16 protein-coding genes are annotated in these 19,086 nt (G+C 73.7%); 11 read left to right on the top strand and 5 right to left on the bottom strand.

Annotated features, from left to right (window positions below; genetic code table 11):
• Positions 1–13: 13 nt before the first annotated feature.
• Positions 14–970 carry a sigma-70 family RNA polymerase sigma factor gene (locus JT723_RS14845; protein WP_205045064.1) on the top strand — a complete coding sequence of 319 codons (957 nt, stop codon included), beginning with the start codon at positions 14–16 and terminating at the stop codon, positions 968–970.
• Between the two features lie 134 nt (positions 971–1,104).
• Positions 1,105–1,512, top strand: coding sequence for an SgcJ/EcaC family oxidoreductase (locus tag JT723_RS14840; RefSeq protein WP_205045063.1), 408 nt, complete (start codon positions 1,105–1,107; stop codon positions 1,510–1,512).
• A gap of 370 nt (positions 1,513–1,882) precedes the next feature.
• Here JT723_RS14840 and JT723_RS14835 read toward each other — a convergent pair whose 3' ends face one another.
• Entirely contained in the window at positions 1,883–2,539 is a 657-nt protein-coding gene (locus JT723_RS14835; protein ID WP_205045062.1) for a PhzF family phenazine biosynthesis protein, read from the bottom strand.
• 161 nt (positions 2,540–2,700) lie between these two features.
• Between JT723_RS14835 and JT723_RS14830 the strand changes: the two genes are divergently transcribed.
• Both JT723_RS14830 and JT723_RS14825 read left to right on the top strand, forming a co-directional pair.
• Complete coding sequence (locus tag JT723_RS14830; RefSeq protein ID WP_205045153.1) at positions 2,701–4,647, top strand: heparinase II/III family protein; 1,947 nt, start codon at positions 2,701–2,703, stop codon at positions 4,645–4,647.
• Positions 4,648–4,747: 100 nt separating this feature from the next.
• The gene (locus tag JT723_RS14825; protein WP_251513160.1) at positions 4,748–5,218 is read left to right on the top strand and encodes a hemerythrin domain-containing protein; all 471 of its coding nucleotides are present in this window, start codon (positions 4,748–4,750) and stop codon (positions 5,216–5,218) included.
• A gap of 105 nt (positions 5,219–5,323) precedes the next feature.
• On the opposite strand, the gene JT723_RS14820 is transcribed toward JT723_RS14825, so the two are convergent.
• Together JT723_RS14820 and JT723_RS14815 are read right to left on the bottom strand one after the other, a co-directional pair.
• The gene (locus tag JT723_RS14820; RefSeq protein ID WP_205045061.1) at positions 5,324–6,301 is read right to left on the bottom strand and encodes a phosphotransferase family protein; all 978 of its coding nucleotides are present in this window, start codon (positions 6,299–6,301) and stop codon (positions 5,324–5,326) included.
• A gap of 22 nt (positions 6,302–6,323) precedes the next feature.
• Positions 6,324–8,321 (bottom strand): DUF2264 domain-containing protein, encoded by a 1,998-nt coding sequence (locus tag JT723_RS14815; protein WP_205045060.1) that lies wholly within the window; start codon positions 8,319–8,321, stop codon positions 6,324–6,326.
• A gap of 315 nt (positions 8,322–8,636) precedes the next feature.
• Between JT723_RS14815 and JT723_RS14810 the strand changes: the two genes are divergently transcribed.
• Complete coding sequence (locus JT723_RS14810) at positions 8,637–9,215, top strand: sugar O-acetyltransferase (RefSeq protein ID WP_240165643.1); 579 nt, start codon at positions 8,637–8,639, stop codon at positions 9,213–9,215.
• 25 nt (positions 9,216–9,240) lie between these two features.
• Here the strand turns inward: JT723_RS14810 and JT723_RS14805 are convergent, their stop codons facing one another.
• The gene (locus tag JT723_RS14805; protein ID WP_205045058.1) at positions 9,241–9,792 is read right to left on the bottom strand and encodes a TetR/AcrR family transcriptional regulator; all 552 of its coding nucleotides are present in this window, start codon (positions 9,790–9,792) and stop codon (positions 9,241–9,243) included.
• 74 nt (positions 9,793–9,866) lie between these two features.
• Between JT723_RS14805 and JT723_RS14800 the strand changes: the two genes are divergently transcribed.
• Positions 9,867–11,120, top strand: a complete 1,254-nt coding sequence (locus tag JT723_RS14800; protein ID WP_205045057.1) for an MFS transporter — start codon at positions 9,867–9,869, stop codon at positions 11,118–11,120.
• A 242-nt stretch (positions 11,121–11,362) separates the two neighbouring features.
• Here JT723_RS14800 and JT723_RS14795 read toward each other — a convergent pair whose 3' ends face one another.
• Positions 11,363–12,166, bottom strand: coding sequence for a methyltransferase domain-containing protein (locus JT723_RS14795; RefSeq protein WP_205045056.1), 804 nt, complete (start codon positions 12,164–12,166; stop codon positions 11,363–11,365).
• Between the two features lie 177 nt (positions 12,167–12,343).
• Here JT723_RS14795 and JT723_RS14790 point away from each other — a divergent pair, with 177 nt between their 5' ends.
• The 5 genes from JT723_RS14790 to JT723_RS14770 all read left to right on the top strand — a co-directional run bounded on the left by JT723_RS14790 (position 12,344) and on the right by JT723_RS14770 (position 19,021).
• Entirely contained in the window at positions 12,344–13,048 is a 705-nt protein-coding gene (locus JT723_RS14790) for a class I SAM-dependent methyltransferase (protein WP_205045055.1), read from the top strand.
• 774 nt (positions 13,049–13,822) lie between these two features.
• Positions 13,823–15,832: a glycoside hydrolase family 127 protein gene (locus JT723_RS14785; protein ID WP_205045054.1), complete on the top strand. Its 2,010-nt coding sequence runs from the start codon at positions 13,823–13,825 to the stop codon at positions 15,830–15,832.
• 82 nt (positions 15,833–15,914) lie between these two features.
• Entirely contained in the window at positions 15,915–17,159 is a 1,245-nt protein-coding gene (locus JT723_RS14780; protein ID WP_205045053.1) for a sugar ABC transporter substrate-binding protein, read from the top strand.
• A gap of 54 nt (positions 17,160–17,213) precedes the next feature.
• Positions 17,214–18,200, top strand: coding sequence for a carbohydrate ABC transporter permease (locus JT723_RS14775; RefSeq protein ID WP_205045052.1), 987 nt, complete (start codon positions 17,214–17,216; stop codon positions 18,198–18,200).
• A complete protein-coding gene (locus JT723_RS14770; protein ID WP_205045051.1) occupies positions 18,197–19,021 on the top strand; it encodes a carbohydrate ABC transporter permease in 825 nt (274 codons plus the stop codon). Before JT723_RS14775 ends, JT723_RS14770 begins: the two co-directional genes overlap by 4 nt.
• The last annotated feature ends 65 nt before the right edge of the window (positions 19,022–19,086 follow it).

Below are 19,086 nucleotides of genomic sequence, written 5' to 3'. Positions count from 1 at the left end.
GGGGTGGCGGACCATGGTGGACGACTTCGGCCCGCGGATCGAGCCCTACCGGCGGGAACTGCTCGCGCACTGCTACCGCATCCTCGGCTCGGTCCACGACGCCGAGGACCTGGTCCAGGAGACCTACCTGCGGGCCTGGCGGGCACGCGAGAGCTACGACCCGGCCCGCAGCGCCCTGCGCACCTGGCTCTACCGGATCGCCACGAACGCCTGCCTGACCGCCCTGGAGACCCGCCGCCGCCGGCCACTGCCCTCCGGCACGGTCCCCCAGCGGGAGGCGCTCGACCCGCTGGTCCACGGTGGCGAGGCCACCTGGCTCCAGCCGGTGCCCGACGCGCTGCTGCACCTGGGCGACCCGGCGGGCGCGGCCGTCGACCGCGGCAGCCTGCGGCTGGCCTTCGTCGCCGCGCTGCAGCACCTGTCCGCGCGCCAGCGGGCCGCCCTGATCCTGCGCGAGGTGCTTGCCTTCTCCGCGGCCGAGACCGCGGACATCCTGGGGACGTCGGTCGCGTCGGTCAACAGCTCGCTGCAGCGGGCGCGCGCCCGGCTGGACAGCGCGGGGGTGCTGGAGGACCAGGTCGCGGAACCCTCCGTGGCCGAGCAGCGGGCGTGTGTCGAGCGCTACATGAAGGCCTTCGTGAACGCCGACGTCGAGGGGCTCAAGCGGCTGCTGGCCGACGACGTCCTCATGGAGATGCCGCCGGTCCTCAACTGGTTCACCGGGCGCGACAACTACGGCCGCTTCATGGACTGGGTCTTCGCCAAGGCGGGCACCCGGTGGCGGCTGGTTCCCGTCGCGGCCAACGGCCAGCCCGGCTTCGCCGCGTACAACCTCGCCGGCGGCGGCGCCTTCGAGCTGCACACCCTCCAGGTCTTCACCGTCACCGCGGCGGGCATCAGCAGGAACACCGTCTTCCAGGACGCCGAGGTCTTCGCGGCCTTCGGCCTGGCACCCGCGATCGGCGCCTGACCGCCGGAAGAAATCTGCGCACGCGCGATGAGTCCCGGCGGCGGCGCCGGTATGTACTCGTGGAGCCGCACGTGACTCCCGGTGCGCCGCAGACCCCGGCAATCCGCACCCGCACGACAGAGCGAGGGAAAACCGTGACCGCGAACCAGACGCACACCGCCGACGAGACCGCCATCCTCCGGGTGCTCGGGGGTGTCTACGACGCATGGGACGCGCATGACGCCGACGCGTTCGTCGCCGACTACACCGAGGACGCCAGCGCCATCCTGCCCGGCTCCTACCGCGCCTCCCGCGAGGAGATCCGGCAGAGCATGCAGGCCGGCTTCAGCACCTACCTGAAGGGCTCGACCACGACCAACAAGGTGCGCGACATCCGCTTCCTCAACCACGACGCGGCCGTGGTGGTCAGCGAGACCAACGTGGTCTTCCCCGGCGAGACCGAGGGCGCGACCGACCGCGCCTCGATCGCCACCTGGGTCCTGACCCGCCGCGACGGCCGCTGGCTGCTTGCCGCGTACCAGAACTCCCCGGCCGCCATGTGACCCGGGGCGCCGGGGAGCGGGCTGAGGCGCACGCCGAAGCCCGCCCCTCAGGCGCCCTCGGCGGTGCGGCCCCGGTAGCCGAGGGCCACGGGCAGCGTGCTCGCCACGACCAGGGCGCCCGCCCAGCGTGACGCGATCCGGCGCCGGAGCGGACCGGGGCGCTGCCGGGTCCGACGACGGGAGCGGGACGGGCCTAGGCCGTGTTGTGGAAGTCCCGCCTGCCCCGCGGCGTCTGGCACGCACGCTCGCTGCGTTGTCGGAGTCGTCCGAGTAGGCCCACTACGAGGACGACCCTCCGCCTTGCGATCGCACGCACCGGACGCCGCGGGGCCCGCCCTGTGGGCGGACGGCGCTACTTCCAAAACACGGCCTAGGCGGACTCCTGGCCGTCCAGCCGGACCCGGCCGCCCACCTCGATCAGGCCGTCGGGGTGCGGGGCGGTCAGGATCTGCGAGCCCAGGCCCTGGGCGATGTTCAGAGCGCGGCCGAGCCGGTGGGTGAGCAGCAGGGCCGCGGCCCCGGTGGCCTCGTCCTCGTCGATGCCGTCGTCCCGGCCGGGGAAGGCCCTGGCCCGGACCCGGCCCGCCGCCTTGTCCTGCCAGGCCCAGGCGTAGACCCACTCGCCCGGCGGCGGCACGTCCAGTGCCTCGACCTCCTCGGCCGAGCCGTACTGGCGCAGGGTGCGCGGCGGCGCCCAGGCCGCCATCGCCTCGATCCAGGTGAACTCGCCGTCGAGCCGCACTCCCACCACGCCCGCGGGCGTGACCAGTTCCGGCAGGTCGAGCAGCCACCCGGTGCCCACGCAGGGGTGCCCGGCGAAGGGCAGCCGCAGGGTGGGCGTGTAGATGTCGATGTCGCCCCGCTCGGGGTCGTCGACGAAGACGGTCTCGCTGAACCCCAGCTTCGCGGCCAGCACCTGCCGCTCGCCGGGGTCGGCCACGGTCGACCCGTCGCGTACGACGGCCAGTTCGTTGCCGTGGCGGCCGTCGGCTCCGCAGAAGACCCGCAGGACGTCGTAGTCGGTCACCGGGGAAGTCAACCACGCCGGGGCGCCCTCCCGTCCGCCCTGGTGGAAGCACGGGCCTGACCGATCATGTGCGAATGCGGACGACCCGGTTCGTACGGGTGCCGCGCCGATCGGAGCGCGGCTAGCGTGGCCGGTCGATCCCAGGAGCCATCGTGACCGCCATGCCCTCGCCGCCTTCCGCCGCCCGCCCGCTGTCCGACGTCCTCGGCCTCGCACCCGGGCAGGCCGTCGCCGCCGGTGTGCTGCGGGACCCCGCCGCCCGGGCGCCCGTGCCGCGGGTGGGGGAGCGGGGCGTGTGGGACGCGGTGGACGCGGCGACCAGGAGCGCCCTGCTGAAGGACGCGGACGCCGAACTGGCCAGGAACGCCCCCGTGCTGCGCGCCTCGGACTGGGCCCGGACCTTCCGCGACGGGGTGCGCACCGCCTACGAGGACCAGGCGCGGGCGCTGCGGTCGCGCACGGCGCTGTTCGTGCTCGCCGCCGTACTCGCCGACGAGGCCGCGCCTGCCGGTGCTCCGCCCGGCGCCGCGCCCTACCTGGACGCCGCCGCCGACGGTTTGCTGGCCTTCGCCGAGGCCGGCACCTGGTGCTGGGCGCCGCACGACCGCCACACCGCGGGGCGCGGCGAGGTCGTGCCCGACCCGGACGACCCCTTCCTCGACCTGGGCGCCGCCGAGGTCGCGTCGCTGGCCGCCTGGGCCGACCACGTCCTGGGGGAGCGGTTCGACCAGCGGGTCCCCGGCCTGCGCCGCCGGCTCCGCCGCGAGGTGCGGCAGCGGGTGCTCGCGCCCTTCCTGCGGACCAGGGACTGGCACTGGATCGGCCTGGACGGCGACGCGCACAACTGGAACCCCTGGATCCACAGTGCGGTGCTCACCGCCGCGCTGCTGCTCACCGACGACGACGCCGAGCGCGCGGAGGTCGTGAGCCTGGTCGTCCGGGGCCTGGACCACTTCGTGGCGGTGCTCCCCGACGACGGCGGCGTGGACGAGGGCGTCGCCTACTGGTGGCAGGGCGCCTGCCGGCTGCTGGAGTCGCTCGACCTGCTCGCCGCGGTCGGCGGCCCGGCCCTCGACGCGCGCGGCCTGCCGGTCCTGCCCGAACTCCTGCGCTACCCGCACCGGATGCACTGGGGCGGACCCTGGTACGTCAACGTCGGCGACGCACCCGCACGCCCGCCCGCGGAGCAGCCCTGGCACGTCCTCTTCCACTGGGGCCGGCGGCTCGGCGACCCCGGCGTCACCGCGCACGCCGTGGCCCGCGCCCGGGCTCGCGGTGTGACGGCCCATCAGGACGACGGGCTCGGCCGGGCCTTGGCCGCGCTCAGCGCACCGGGCTGGCAGGCCGCACTCGCCGACCCGCCGCCCGCGGACAGCTGGGCGGCCCGCGACGTCTGGCTGCCCCGGGTGGAGCTGCTGGTCGCCCGCGAACGGGCCGGCAGCACGCAGGGCCTCGCCCTCGCCGTCAAGGGCGGGCACAACGCCGAACGCCACAACCACCTCGACGTCGGCTCCTACTGGGTCGCCCTCGACGGCGCCCCCGTCGTCGTGGACATCGGGCAGCCCACGTACACCGCCGCGAGCTTCGGCCCCGACCGCTACCGGGCCTGGCCGCTGCGCAGCGGCTGGCACAACGTGCCAGAGCCGGGGGCCGAGCAGCAGCCCGGAGCACACCACCGCGCCCACGGCGTACGCGCCGAGATCGGCGAGGACGCCACCGTGTGGACCGCGGACCTCGCCGCCGCCTACCCCACCGGGCTGCTCGCCGGCTGGCGCCGCACCGTCCGGCTGGTACGCGCGGCAGGCGGCGGGCCGGCGTACGTCCTGGTCGAGGACGAGCCGCAGCGGGCCCCTGCCGTCCTGCGGCTGCACCACGTCGTGGCGGGGGAGGTCACCGTCGGCGAAGGCCGCGCCGACGTCCGTGCGGGCGGCGGCCGTGCGCTGCAACTCACCTGGGATCACCGGCAGTTGACGGGCAGCGCCGAGGTGCGCGCGCTGGACGACCTCCTGCTGCGGCACTCCTGGGGCGACCGGCTCACCCGGCTGACCCTGCACGCGGCCCCGGGCGTGCAGGGACCCCTGCGGGTACGGATCGAGCGCCCGCGGTAAGGTGCGGGCAGCGTCGCGTGCCGGTGGCAGACCGTGCCAGGCATGGAGGCGTCCGACCGAAGGAGGCCGGCGATGCGGTCGCCGAACCCTTCGCTCTCGCGTGACTGAGCGCGAGACGACCAGGCTCACCGCCTGGAGCCATGAACTGCGCCAGGTGCACCGCCGCCTGCGCGACGCACTCGCCGCGACCCGCGCCTGCCTCGCGGAGGGCGCCCCCGGCGAGGCGGCCACCCGCGACCTGCTGCTGTACTGCCACGGCTTCTGCACGGCGCTCGACGGCCACCACCAGGGCGAGGACCGCACCCTCTTCCCTGCCGTGGCAGCGGCGCACCCAGAACTGCAGCCGGTGCTGGCCTCCCTCGGGCAGGACCACACGGTGATCGCCCACCTGCTGGGCGGCCTGCGCGCCGCCGCGGAACGGGCCGCGCCACCCGAGGAGTTGGCCCGCCACCTGGAAGGCGTCGCCGCGATCATGGAGAACCACTTCCGCTACGAGGAGCGCAAGCTGCTCACCGTGCTGGAAACCCTCGCGCCGGCCGCCGACCCCGCGGACGTACTCGGCCCGCTCTGACGAATCCCGTCCGCCTGGCCCGGAGGGCTGGGGCGTGCCGGCGGCCGCTCGACGAGGTGTCCCGCCGGCTGCGGATCGCCCCGGACACGGTCCGCACCTGGCGGTTCATGCGGTGCAGTGGCGCCGCAGCACGTCCAGATGGGTTGCCAGGTAGCCGCGGCTCCATGCGTAGTGCTCGGGACTGGAGGTCCGGAAGCCGCGGGGCTCGCTCTCGACGACCAGGATGAGACCCAGGTAGACGCGGTAGAGCGCGAGCCGGTGTGCCAGCCTCGGGGTGAACTCCAGCTCACCGCCCGCCTCGCGGTAGCCCGCGACCACCTCGCTGCCCTCGCCCGCGGCACCGCAGAACTCCAGGGACACCAGCTCGGCCGCGGCGTCGCCGAAGAACGCCCTCTCGTGGTCGATCAGTCCGGTGATCCGTGTGCCGTCGTGGAAGACGTTGCCGGGCGACAGGTCGAAGTGGACCAGGCGCGACTCGGCCACCTCGCCCAGCGGCTCGCCGGAGGCGGCCAGCAGAGCGGTGAATTCCTCGGCGGGAGCACCGAGTTCGGCGCCGAAGCGCTCGGCGTCCGCCAGCACGGCGGCCATCATCAGGCCGAAGGCGGTGGGCCAGTCATCCGCCTGGAGGCCGGACTCGGGCGCGGGGTAGCCGAAGCGCCCGTCCGGGGACGGTATCGCGTTGATCAGGGCCGTCAGCTGCCCCAACTCGCGGCACAGCAGTTCGGCTCGGTGCGGCTGCAGCCGGTCCCAGGGACTGCCGTCGAGCCAGGACAGCACCAGGTGGTCCACGCCGGCGTGCAGCAACCGGGGTGTCGGCACCGCGGCTCCGGTCAGGCTGTTGAGCTGCCGGTAGACGGCGGCTTCGGTGCCGAGGATGCCGCGCTCGTAGCGGAGCACGGGCGTGTCCGCGGGTGGGGCGATCTTGACCAGGACGGTCTGACCGTCGGAGAGCCGGGCGCGGTAGGCGGTGTTGAACGTGCCGCCGGTCACTTCCCGCTCCAGCCGGCCGCCCTGGCCCAGCGAGCTGTGCAGCAGCGCGTCCAGTTCGGCGGCGTCCAGCCGCCGCTTGCTCAGGTTCTCCACCTCGCGCACCTTACCTCCGGCGTCAGCCGGGGCAGGGGACGGTCACCGCGGTGCGGTGGCCGTCCGGCCACGTGACGGTCACGTCGTGGCCGCCGTCGGGCGTGTCGCGTACGGACAGAACCGGGTCGGGCGCCGCCGGCGTGCCGCGGTCCAGGGTGACCACGGCGGCCAGCAGCCGGCCGAGCGGGGCAGGTCCTGACGTGGCCAGCCACGGCACGGCGGTCCAGCGGGCGAGCGGGCCCGTGCCGCTCTCCGCGGACACCCCGGACTCGGTGAAGCCGAGCAGATTGCCCACCCGGGAGCGCAGCTCCGCCGTGGCGGCCTCGGCGCAGGCGGCGCGGCCCCGGCCCGAGCCGGACCCGGGCACGGCAGCCGAGGCAAGCGGCCAGCCGCCGAGCCGTACCGCCCGCCACGACGGGCTCGGCGCCCCGGGGCGGCCGGGCGGCGGGTCCAGCCGCACAAGCCGCACCTCCACGCCGTCCCTGAGCACCGAGGCCACGGTGACCAGCGGCCCCGGCACGGCAGGCCCGCGGCGGCCCGAGCCGTGGTCGGGCGTGTCGTCACCCGCGGTGTCGACCCAGTGGACGGTGCCGCGCGAGCACCCGGCGACGGCGCCGCCCGGCAGCTCCTCGACGTAGAGGGTGGTGAAGCCGCTGCGGTGGGTCGCGCGCCCCGCGTCGTCCAGGACGGCGACGCTGTTGTCGACCGGGTCCGCCGTGGTCGGGCCGGTCAGCGGCGGCACCGTGGCGGTCGAGTAGCCCAGCCGCGCGTACAGCGGGGAGTCCGCGCACACGTCCCCCGGGCCGGCGTGATCGGTGCCGTGGTTGACCACCAGCGCGATGCCGTCGCGGCGGCGGGCGGAGACCAGCCAGCCGGGCGCCGCCACCACCCGGGACACGTCACCGGTCTCCACCGGCAGCGGCTCCTCCTCCGCCGTCCACACCGGGTGGCCGGCGGGCAGCATCAGGCCGAGCATGCCCTTGGCCGCCCAGTACGGCGACCCGGGACCTGAGTACGACTGCCGCAGGCCCGGCCACTCGCCGTGCCAGCCGAGGGTCAGCAGTCCGTCGGGCTCAAGTGCCCCGCGGTCGGTGAAGTGCCGCAGGATGCCGCTGGCCGCGCGCCGCAGCAGCCCGGGGGCCTGGCCGCCCGCACCGCTGACGGCGCCCACCCACAGGGGTGCGGCGGCGGCGAAGCGGTAGGTCAGGCTGCGGCCCTGGAGCAGCGGCGACCCGTCGGCGCCGACCAGGCGCACCGCGTCGTCCAGATACGCCGCCAGGTCGTCCTCCCACTGCTGCCGCAGCGCATGCGGGCACAGCGTGCCCGTCACGTCGAAGAGGCGGGTCCACAGCAGCGGGTACAGGTGCAGCGCCCACCCGGTGTAGTGGTCGTAGGCGCGCTCCTGCCCGTCGCTGAGCCAGCCGCCGGGGCGGCGCAGCGAGGCGTGCACCGCGAGGTCCTCCTCGATGTCCGCGACCGAGAAGTCCCCGCCGGCCTCGCGCAGGAAGGACTCCACGACGATCCGGAACCACACCCAGTTGATCGGCGGGTAGTCCTGCCCGACGACGCTGCCGAGCCAGTCGAGCACCCGCTCCCTGACCGCGTCGTCGAGCTCGTCCCACAGCCAGGGCCGGGTCAGCTGCAGCACCAGTGCGACGGACGCGGCCTCCACCTTCGCCTGGCCGAGCTTGTCCGGACGCGGCCAGGCCTCGGGGGAGTGCGGGTCGGTGCCGGCGGCCAGGCCCCTGGCGTAGGTCTCCAGCAGCCCGGCCGGGTCGGCGCCGCCCTCGCCGGCGACGCGGAAGCCGGCCAGCTGGAAGGTGCGGGCGAAGCCTTCGAGGCCGTCGGAGCGGACCCCGCTGCTGCTCGCGGGACCCGGCAGGGCGATCAGCGCGCCGCCGGGGGAGCGGTAGGGGGCGACGGCGGCGAGCATGCGGTCGGCCAGCGCCGCCCAGTGGGCGCGGGTCCAGCCGGTGTACGGGGAGAGCCCCCGGTCCTCGGGCGGCAGGGCAGGGGGCATCGCGTCTCTCCGTACGGGGTGGCCAGGCGGCGGCGCCGACGCCCGGCACGCCGGTTCGCCGGACGATCACTCAAGCGGGCGCGCGCGGGCCGGGTCAACCGAGGCGAAGCGATTCGCACACGACCGCACACGAACGCAACCTCCGCTCGGCCGCGGACCCTGGTCCCCGCCGGGCAAGGTCGAGGAGAGCGCTCTCTATACTGCGCCCGCGGAAGGTGTCGGCTGCCGGAACGGCGAACGGGGTGGGCGGAAGTGTCGCGTACGCACCAGGAACACGAGGAGCACCGGGACCTCGGGGACCGCGAGAAAGCAGTCCTGGACAAGATCCGCCGCGGGCTCGTCTACACGGAGACCGAGGCGTCCTTCCAGGCCCCGCAGCGCCGCCCCGACCTCGTCTTCGCCTACAACCACACACCGCCGGACCAGCCGGAGCGGCGCCGCGAACTGCTGGTCGCCGCGCTCGGCTCGGTCGGTGAGCGCACCGTGCTGCTGCCGCCCTTCCACGCCGGCTTCGGCAGCAACGTCCACATCGGCGACGACTTCTTCGGGAACGTCAACCTCACCTTCGTCGACGACGTGGACATCCGGATCGGCGACGGGGTGATGATCGCGCCCAGCGTCACGCTCACGACGACGGGCCATCCGGTGCACCCCTCCCGCCGGGCGGACTTCGGGCGGTTCTCCGAGCCGATCGTGATCGAGGACAAGGTGTGGATCGGCAGCAACGTCGTCGTGCTGCCGGGGGTCCGCATCGGCTACGGCTCGGTGATCGGCGCGGGCAGCGTCGTCAGCCGGGACATCCCCCCGATGGTCGTCGCGGTCGGCGTGCCCTGCCGCGTGGTGCGCGCGATCACCGACGAGGACCTGACGACGCGTACGGCCGCGGAGGACTGACCCGGGCCCCGGCGGGGGTGCAGGATCAGCCCGCCAGGAGAGCGGCCACCAGCCCGCGCGCCCACTCGCCCGACGCCGGCTGCCCGGCGAAGATCGCCCGGTAGTAGAGCGGCCCGAGCAGCATGTCCACGGCCCGCTCCAGCTCCGGCACCTTGCCGCCGCGCGCCTGCTCGCGCTCGATGATCGCGCCGAGCTGCTCGTGGCGGTCGACCGCGCAGGCGCAGCCGCCGTCGGGGCCGGACCCGATGGTCGCGCGCATCAGGGCGAGGACGTCGGGGTCGGCGAGGTCGGTGGCGACGTCGTCCATCCACCGTTCGAGGTCGCCGGCCAGCGACCCGGTGTCGGGCACCACCACGTTGCCGCTGAACCTGCTGGTCGCGGCGTCGGCGAGGAGTTGCCCCACCGACCCCCAGCGCCGGTACACCGTGGTCGGGTGCACCCCCGCGCGGGCGGCGACGGCCGGGATGGTGAGCGTCTCGGCCGGCCCTGCGGCGGCCAGCTCTTCCACGGCCCGGTGCACCGCGGCGCGCACCCGCGCGGAGCGGCCGCCGGGGCGGGTCTGGACTGCTTCGGTCATACGGAAATTATCGCACTCATCGTTGCGTTAGCCTAGCGTCACTAACGCAATGATCGCTGCAAACGGAGTCTCGTATGACCGTCGCGCCGACGCACCAGGATCAGGATTCCGCCCCCGCGGCCGCACCGCCGAGCGCCCCCGGGCGCCGCGGGCTGAGCCGCCCGGCCGCCTTCGCCGCCATCGCGGCGATCTTCGTCCTCTTCATGGCCGCCTCCAGCGCCCCGTCCCCGCTCTACGTCGTCTACCAGCACCAATGGGGCTTCTCCGCCACCACCCTGACGACCGTCTTCGCCGTCTACGTGGTCGGCATGATCGGCTCCCTCCTCGTGCTCGGGGCGCTGTCCGACCACATAGGCCGCCGCCCCGTACTGGTCTCCGCCATCGCACTCGAAGCGGTCGCGATGGTGCTCTTCATCGCCGCGGGCGACGTCCCGCTGCTGCTGCTCGCCCGCTTCGTGCAGGGCATCGCCACCGGCGCCGCCATGACGACACTCGGGGCGACCCTGGTCGACCTCAACCCGCCGCACGCACCGCACCGCGCGGGCGTCATCTCCGGTGCCGCACCCACCTTCGGGCTCGGCCTCGGCGCGCTGGGCTGCGGATTCCTCGTGCAATACGGGCCGCACCCGACCCGGCTGGTCTACGTCCTGCTGCTCGCGGGACTCGTGGTCGCGGGCCTGGTGATCGCCGCGCTGCCGGAGACCTCGGCGCTGCGGCCCGGCGCCGTGCGCTCGCTGCAGCCCCGGCTCGGCGTGGCTCCCCGGCTGCGCGCGGACCTGGTCGCGCTGGTGCCGATCCTGGTGGCGAGCTGGGCGCTGGCCGGGCTCTACCTGGCACTCGGCCCGTCGGTGGCCGCAGGTCTCTTCGGCCTGTCCAGCCACGTCGTCGGCGGCCTGGTCGTCACCCTGCTGAGCGTTCCGGCCTCGATCACGGCCTTCGCGCTGCGCGGCTGGCCGACCGAACGCACCCTGGCGCTGGGCGCCGCCCTGCTCGTCGCCGGCACCGCCGTGGGCCTGGCCGGCGTCGAGGCCGAGTCGGTCACCGCGGCCGCCCTGGGCACGGCACTCGCCGGCGTCGGCTTCGGAGCGGCGGGCCTGGCCAGCTTCGGCACCCTGGCCCGTATCGCGGAACCGGCGGAGCGCGGCGAGCTGTTCGCCGTCGTCTTCGTGATCTCCTATCTGGCCCTCAGCGTCCCGGCGGTCGTCGCGGGGTTCGCGACCACCGACGTGGGCCTGCACAGGACCGCGGTCGTCTACAGCATCGCCGTCATCGCCTTCGGTGCCCTCGCCCTGGTCGCCCAGCGCCTGCGCACCGCCCGTGCCAGCTGACCCCGCGCCCGGCCCGCCCGGCCCCCGGGCGTGAACCCCGCCGGCCGGTGACCGCGCCCCCGGCCGGCGGATTGGGTGCGCAGGCTACGGCCGCGGCGCCCCGGCCGGCGGGGCTGCACGCGCCCGGCTGCGGCAGCCGCCCGCGCACGCGGCCGGAGGCGACGGCGCCCCCGGCGTGCGGGGCCGGGCGCGCCCGGCTGCGGCAGACCTCCGCACGCGGCCGGAGGCGACAACGCACGCGGCTACGGCCGCCGCCCCCACGCCGAGACCATCGGGGCGGTGGCCAGGTCGAGGCGGCCGGTGGCCACGTTCGCCAGGTGCCGGTCCACCTCCTCGTCCGTGGCCAGCCCCTCGGACACCAGCAGGCCGCGGATCTGCCGTACGGTCGCGGCCTCAAGGACCGTGCACGCAGGTCCGGTGATCGGGAAGTACGCATCGGCCCGTACGTCGTCCAGCCCGGCCTCGCGCAGCAGCCGCGGCAGGGTCCGCCCGTACGCCATGTCGGCGCCGCGCTGCGCCATCAGAGCGCGGAAACCGGACCGCAACCGGTTGGCCAGCCGCTGCTCCGGACCCGACTCGTCCGGGCACAGCAGCGGCTGCAGCCCGGGGTCCGCGTCCTCCAGCAGCAGCCGGCCGCGGGGACGCAGCGCCTGCACCATCCGGCGCAGCGCCTCGGCCCGGTCGGTGACATGGACCAGCACCAGGCGGGCGTGCACCAGGTCGAAGCCGCCGGCCGGCGGCGGGTCCACCGCGACGTCGTGCCGCCGCACCTCGACCACACCGCCGGGGATGCCGCTCATCCAGGACACGTCGATGTCGGTGGCGAGCACCTGCCCGGCAGGGCCGACCCGCTCGGCCAGTCCGAGCGGCACCGACGGACCGCCTGCACCGACCTCCCAGACCCGCATCCCCGCCGAGAGCCCCAGCTGGTCGACGTGCCGGAAGGTCACCGGGTCGAACAGCTCCCCGAGGGCGCCGAAACGGATCCCCGCCTCCGACTGCCGGTTGTCCAGCAGGTAACCGCGGTCCGCGCCGTGCTCAGCCATGCGGCGATTGTGGCAGAGGCCCCCGCGCCGCCTCGGCGCCCGCGCGTACGGCGCGCGTGTGCAGGCGATCGTGTGGTCCCTGATCAGCGGCGGTCGGCGCCCGCGCGTACGGCATACCGCACACCGCGGCCCCCGCCGGGCTGGGCGGCGCGGCGGCGATGTGGCAGGGTCCGGCCCATGCCCTTCGACCACAACGACCACTACCACCGGCTGCTGCTGCGCCAACTGCCCCGCGGCGCCCGCACCGCGCTCGACGTCGGCTGCGGCACCGGGCGGTTCGCGCGGCGAATGGCCCTGCGAGGCCTGGAGGTCGACGCCGTCGACCGGTCGGCGGAGGTCGTGGCCATCGCCCGGGCGGTGTCAGGCGACGGCAGCGGCAGCCCGCGCTTCCGGCAGGCCGACCTGGCGGAGACCGGCCTGCCGCGGGGGCACTACGACGCCATCACCTGCCTGGCGAGCCTCCACCACATGCCCTTCGGCACGCTGGCCGCGCTGCGGGACGCCCTCGCGCCCGGCGGCGTCCTGGCGGTCCTGGGCTGCTACGCGGAACAGGGTGCGGCCGACCTGCTGTGGAGCACGGCGGCCGTACCCGTCAACGCCGGCGCCCGGCTCGCCGTGGCCGCGAAGGAGGCGGTCGGCCGGTCGGGAGCGGGCGGCCCGGAGAGCACCAAGCCGCCGGTCCAGCAGCCGTCGATGACACTGGCGCAGATCCGCCGGGAGTCCGCGGAGCTGCTGCCGGGCCGTACGGTCCGCCGGCTCCTCTTCTGGCGCTACCTGCTGGTCTTCCGCAACGACGCCCCGGTTCAGGACCGCGGCCCCGCGGTCACGCAGGCGCCGCGGGCAAACGGTTCGAAGGATTCTGCACAAGGCATTGACGCGTGATGTGAGCGGTTCTACTTTCTGCTCGGGAAAAGGTTTTCGACCACGCCCGGGGAGGACGACCGTCCGGCCTCCTCGGGCGTTTTTCCGCCGCAGGACCCGGCTCCTTCCCGCCGGGTCCTGCGGCGGTGGAACAGCACCTCGGCTGCCGCGAGCCCGCGCCCGCGCCGGGACCGCGGAACGACCTGGACCGCAGGTCATGGCGGAACCCGTGCGGTGCCTGCACCCCCGCGCGGGTGCTCGGCGACCGGTCGCGGCCGTGTTCCGCGGCCGCAGCACGCACACACCAGGACGTCCATCCCGACCCGGAGCCGTATCTCGATTGTTAGCGCTCACACCTTCTAGGTCAGCACCCCACCCGCGCCATGAAAGGGAGGCCCCCATGACACCTCGCATCCGCCGTGCGACCGGGCTCACCGAAGCGGGCGGTCCCGCGGTGCGACGCGCCCACCTGGGCGCGCTGCGGCAGCGCCGATCCCGCCGGCCGGGCCGAATCGGACTTCCCGAAGGCGATCCTTTGCTCTTACGGCCGCTGATCGCGCACCCAGTCGGCTGTGGCACTCCGGGCGCCTGTCGCAGGAGGTCCCGTTGACTTGGGAAATATTGGTCAGCGGTCTTGACGCGTCTTCACGGCCACCCTACTTTGCGGGAAGAAAAGGTTTGCGCACTTGCCCGTCGAGATGTCGACCGCCCAGCCCGACCGCCCGTACTGCGGCACATGCTGACGCATGGTCACCACCCCGGCGGGCTCCGTCCCGACACCTCCTGGGGAGCCCTATGTCCCGCACCAGCCAGACGACGGCCGGCACGGCCGGTCCTGTCCTGCTCGGCCCCGGTGCGCACACCGCCCTGCGACCGGCCGCCGCGGCGGCCATCGAGGGCGGCTTCTGGCAGGTCCGCCGCGCCGTGAACGCCCGCGCCGGCATCCCGCAGGGGCCGCGCCTGCTGGAGTCGGCGGGAAACCTGCACGACCTGCGGCTCGCCGCGGGGACCGCGCAGGGCGACTTCCGCGGCGACTACCCCTTCATGGACTCCGACGTCTACAAGTGGCTGGAGGCCGCCTCCTGGCAGCTCGGCCAGGCCGTCCCCGACACGGGAAGCGGCCCCGACGCGGATGCGGCCGGCGGGCGCGAGGCGCTGGTCCGCGAGGTCGACCGGATCATCGCCCTGGTCGCCGACGCCCAGCAGCCTGACGGCTACCTCAACACCTGGTTCCAGGTCACCAAGGGCGGCGCCCGCTACCAGGACCTGCGCTGGGGCCACGAGCTGTACTGCGCGGGCCACCTGATCCAGGCGGCGGTCGCGCACCACCGGTCCACCGGGGGCAAGGAACTGCTGCGGGTGGCCACCCGCTTCGCCGACCACATCGACACCGTCTTCGGCCCGGGCAAGGCCATCGAGTCCTTCGACGGCCACCCGGAGGTGGAGACCGCGCTGGTGGAGCTGTACCGGGAGACCGGTGAGCGCCGCTACATGGACCTGGCGCAGTTCTTCGTGGACCGGCACGGGCACGGCGTGCTCGGCGGCGAGGCGTACTGCCAGGACCGGGTGCCGCTGCGCGATGCCGAGAACGTCGAGGGCCACGCGGTGCGCCAGCTGTACCTGCTGGCGGCCGCGGCGGACCTGGCGTGCGAGACCGGCGAGGCGGAGCTGCGGGCCGCGGGCGAGCGCCTGTGGCACGCCATGACCGCGACCAAGACCCATCTGACCGGCGGGGTCGGTGCGCACCACGACAAGGAGGACTTCGGCGACCCCTTCGAACTTCCCACCGAGCGCGCGTACTGCGAGACCTGCGCGGCCATCGCCTCCATCCAGTGGAGCTGGCGGATGGCGCTGCTCACCGGGCAGGCCCGCTACGGCGACCTGATCGAGCGCACGCTCTTCAACGGCGTGCTGTCCGGTGTCTCGCTGGACGGCGAGACCTGGCTGTACGTCAACCCGCTGCAGATCCGCGACGGCCACACCGACCCCGGCGGCGACCACTCCGCCCGCCGCACCGAGTGGTTCCGCTGCGCCTGCTGCCCGCCCAACGTCATGCGGCTGCTGGCCAGCCTGGAGCACTACATGGCCTCCACCGACGGCGCGGGCCTGCAGATCCACCAGTACGCCACCGGCCGCTACAGCGGCGACGCGGCAGGGCAGCCGCTGATAGTGAGCGCTCACACCGCCTACCCGGCGGCCGGTGCGGCCACCTTCACCGTCGAGCAGACCCCCGGGGACCTGCCCTGGACCCTGTCGCTGCGCATCCCGCACTGGAGCGCCCGCTTCACCGTCCGCGTGAACGGCCAGGAGGTCCCCGGAGCCGCCGCCGACGAGGGGTGGCTGCGCCTGGAACGGGTGTGGGCGCCGGGCGACGAGGTCGCCCTGGGGCTCGACCTGACCCCGCGGCTGACCCGGGCCGACCCGCGGGTCGACGCGGTACGCGGCTGCGTCGCCATCGAGCGCGGGCCGCTCGTCTACTGCCTGGAGCAGGTCGACCACCCCGGCGGCGGTCTTGACGACATCGTCATCGACCCCGCGTCGCCGCTCACCGAGCACGACCGCCCCGACCTGCTCGGCGGCGTCGTCACCATCCACGCCGCAGGCCGCCGCCGGGCCGCCCCGGACAGCGGGCACTGGTGGCCCTACCGCGACGCGGGCACCGCCGGCACCTCAGCCGAGGACGCCGGCGGCCCCGAGGAGGCCGGCGCCGCAGCCGACCCGGCCGTCCCCCTCACCGCCGTCCCCTACTACGCATGGGCCAACCGGCAGGACGGCAGCATGCGCGTCTGGCTGCCGACCGACTGACCCTGCCACCTGCGTTCGCGAACCGCCCGGCGCGGCACATTCGCCGCCGCCGGATCACTCCGCACAGCCCAAGGACAGACCCATGAGAATCTCGCGTTCCGCTGTTTCGGCCGTGGTGGCATGTTGCGCGCTGGTGGGCGCCAGCGCGTGCTCGGGCTCCGGGTCGGGGGGCGGCTCCTCCTCGGGCTCCGGGACGTACACGTTCTGGGACCCCTACCCGCAGTTCGACTCCTCCGCCGCGTGGGCCAAGCTCGTCGCCTCCTGCGGGACCCAGGCCGGCGTCACGCTCAAGCGGACCGCGCTGGACACCACCGACCTGAACAACAAGGCGCTGCTCGCGGGGCAGCAGGGCAGCCTGCCCGACCTGATGATGGTCGACAACCCGTTCGTGTCCACCCTGGTGCAGGCCGGCGTCCTCACCAAGACCAGCGACCTGGGCCTCGACACCTCCGCCCTGCAGAAGAACATCGTCGGCGCGGGCACCACCGACGGGGCGGCGTACGGCATCCCGATCGGCGCCAACACCCTCGCGCTCTACTACAACAAGACGATCCTCACCCAGGCGGGCATCGACCCGGCGTCGGTCAAGGACTGGGCGTCGCTGACCGCGGCGCTGAAGAAGGCCAAGGCGGCGGGCAAGAAGGGCATCACCTTCGGGGCGATCGGCACCGAGGAGGGCAGCTTCCAGTTCCTGCCCTGGTTCTGGGGCGCCGGCGGCGACCTGAACAAGCTCGACAGCCCCCAGGGCGTCGCGGCACTGACGCTGTGGAAGGACTGGGTCTCGCAGGGCCTGGCGCCCAACGACGTGCTGAGCAACACCCAGACGACCAGCTGGCAGGAGTTCGCCACCGGCCAGTACGCCTTCGGTGAGAACGGCACCTGGCAGCTGGCGAACGCCGAGAAGGCCGGCTTCGACTACGGGATCATCACCATCCCCGGCCAGAACGGCGGTTCCGCACCCGTCCCGACGGGCGGCGAGTTCGTGACCGTACCGGTGCAGAAGGACACCTCGCGCTACGCCGTGGACAAGAAGATCATGGAGTGCCTGACCAGCAACACCAACTTCCTGTCCACCGACACCACGCTCTCCTACATCGCCCCGGTCTCCGCGGTCCAGGACCAGCAGGTCCAGCAGAACCCGGCGCTCAAGCCGTGGGTCTCCGCGATCGCGGCGGCGCGCGGGCGGACCAGCGGCGGCCTGGGCACCAAGTACCCGGTGATCTCCGAGCAGATGTGGACCGCCGTGCAGGGCGCCCTGTCCGGCGGCAAGAGCCCGCAGTCCGCGATGGAGGCGGCCCAGAAGGGCGTCGCCTCGCACCAGTCCTGACCGACGCCCGCCCGTAAGGCCCGTTTCCGCACCGTACCGACCAAGGAGCCCCGCATGTCCACCGCCCACGCCGACGACCTGCACCGGTCCGCGGCCACCTCGCGGGCGCCGTCGGAGCACGCCGACCCCCCGCCGGCACCCTCCCGCCGCAGCCGATGGGTGCCGCGGGGCTCGCAACTGGCCGCCTGGGCCTTCCTGCTGCCTGTCGTGGTGTATCTGGGGGCCTTCTACGCCTACCCGCTGTACCGCAACGTGGACCTCTCGCTGCGCCACTACACGGTGCGGTCGTTCGTCCAGGGCGGTGCGCCCTTCTCCGGCTGGGACAACTTCCGGCAGGTGATCGACAACCCGACCTTCTCCACCGCGCTGCGCAACACGATGGTCTTCACCCTGGTGTCGATCCTCTTCCAGTACGTACTCGGGCTGGCGCTCGCGGTGTTCTTCCACCGCGGGTTCCGGCTCGCACCGACGCTGCGCGCGCTGTTCCTGATCCCGTGGCTGCTGCCGCTGATCGTGTCGGCCTCGACGTGGTCGTGGATGTTCAACAGCGAGTCCGGCGTGGTCAACTACGGGCTGCACCTGGTGGGTGTCGGCAAGGTGGACTGGCTGACCTCGCCGCACTGGGCGCTGACCTCGGTGATCATCGCGAACATCTGGATCGGCATCCCGTTCAACCTGGTCATCCTCTACAGCGGGCTGCAGAACATCCCCGCCGAGCTGTACGAGGCGGCGTCGCTGGACGGCGCGACCGGCTGGCAGCAGTTCCGGCGGATCACCTTCCCGCTGCTGCGGCCGGTCTCCGCGATCACCGTGCTGCTCGGACTGATCTACACCCTCAAGGTCTTCGACCTCATCTGGATCATGACCAGGGGCGGTCCCGGCGACTCCTCCACGACGCTGTCCACCTGGTCCTACCGCTACGGCTTCGGCTCGCTGCTGCCCGACTTCGGACCCGGCGCCGCCGTCGGCAACATCCTGATCCTCATCGCGCTGGCCTTCGGCCTGTTCTACATCCGACTCCAGAGGAGCCAGCCGGCATGACCTCCCGCGTCCTCCGCTCCCGCCGCAACACCGTCATCGGCATCGTGCTGACCGCGGTCATGCTCTTCCCGGTCTACTGGATGATCAACGTGTCCCTGACCCCGCAGCAGGACATGCGCAAGTCCCCGCCCGACCTCCTCCCGCTGCACCCCACCTTCACCGGCTACCGGGCCGTACTCGACGACCAGCTGCCCTACCTGTGGGTGAGCCTGCTGATCGGCCTCGGCACCGTCACGCTGACCCTGGTGCTGTCCGCACCGGCCGGCTACGCGCTGGCCAAGCTGCGCCCGCGCGGCGCGGGGCTGCTCGGCCTGCTGCTGCTGATCGCCCAGATGGTCCCGGGCATCGTGATGGCCATGGGCTTCTACGGCATCTTCCTCAACCTCGGCATCATGAACACCTGGTGGGGCCTGGTCGTGGCGGACTCCACCATCGCGGTGCCCTTCGGGGTGATGATCTTCGCGGCCTTCATGTCCGGCATCCCCGACGAACTGCTGTCGGCGGCCAAGGTGGACGGCGCGAACCTGTGGCGCACCTTCACCGCGATCGTGCTGCCGGTCTCGCGCAACGCGGTGGTGACGGTGTCGCTGTTCAGCTTCCTGTGGGCCTGGTCGGACTTCGTCTTCGCCAACACCCTCGACGCGGGCGGCGACATGCGCCCCATCACGCTGGGCATCTACAAGTACATCGGCAACAACAACCAGGAGTGGAACGCCATCATGGCCACCGCCGTGATCGCGTCCATCCCCGCCGCCGTCCTGCTGGTGCTCGCCCAGCGCTACGTCGCCGCAGGGGTCACCGCCGGCGCCGTCAAGGACTGACCACATCCGCAGGCGGGCAGCCTGGCAGGATGGTAGTCGCAGTGTGATTGAACAAAGGATTGTCC

Origin of the sequence: Actinacidiphila bryophytorum (assembly GCF_016916835.1) — a bacterium.
Taxonomy (GTDB): Bacteria; Actinomycetota; Actinomycetes; order Streptomycetales; family Streptomycetaceae; genus Actinacidiphila; species Actinacidiphila bryophytorum.
The sequence above is the reverse complement of the archived record's forward strand: the minus strand, read 5'-3'. Positions and strand labels throughout refer to the sequence as shown.

Bases quoted from the DNA above. Each gene is read 5' to 3' on its own strand.
- JT723_RS14785 (WP_205045054.1), top strand. From the start codon at position 13,823: ATGTCCCGCACCAGCCAGACGACGGCCGGCACGGCCGGTCCTGTCCTG.
- JT723_RS14800 (WP_205045057.1), top strand. From the start codon at position 9,867: ATGACCGTCGCGCCGACGCACCAGGATCAGGATTCCGCCCCCGCGGCC.
- JT723_RS14790 (WP_205045055.1), top strand. From the start codon at position 12,344: ATGCCCTTCGACCACAACGACCACTACCACCGGCTGCTGCTGCGCCAA.
- JT723_RS14775 (WP_205045052.1), top strand. From the start codon at position 17,214: ATGTCCACCGCCCACGCCGACGACCTGCACCGGTCCGCGGCCACCTCG.
- JT723_RS14770 (WP_205045051.1), top strand. From the start codon at position 18,197: ATGACCTCCCGCGTCCTCCGCTCCCGCCGCAACACCGTCATCGGCATC.
- JT723_RS14830 (WP_205045153.1), top strand. From the start codon at position 2,701: ATGCCCTCGCCGCCTTCCGCCGCCCGCCCGCTGTCCGACGTCCTCGGC.
- JT723_RS14845 (WP_205045064.1), top strand. From the start codon at position 14: ATGGTGGACGACTTCGGCCCGCGGATCGAGCCCTACCGGCGGGAACTG.
- JT723_RS14815 (WP_205045060.1), bottom strand. From the start codon at position 8,321: ATGCCCCCTGCCCTGCCGCCCGAGGACCGGGGGCTCTCCCCGTACACC.
- JT723_RS14780 (WP_205045053.1), top strand. From the start codon at position 15,915: ATGAGAATCTCGCGTTCCGCTGTTTCGGCCGTGGTGGCATGTTGCGCG.
- JT723_RS14795 (WP_205045056.1), bottom strand. From the start codon at position 12,166: ATGGCTGAGCACGGCGCGGACCGCGGTTACCTGCTGGACAACCGGCAG.
- JT723_RS14805 (WP_205045058.1), bottom strand. From the start codon at position 9,792: ATGACCGAAGCAGTCCAGACCCGCCCCGGCGGCCGCTCCGCGCGGGTG.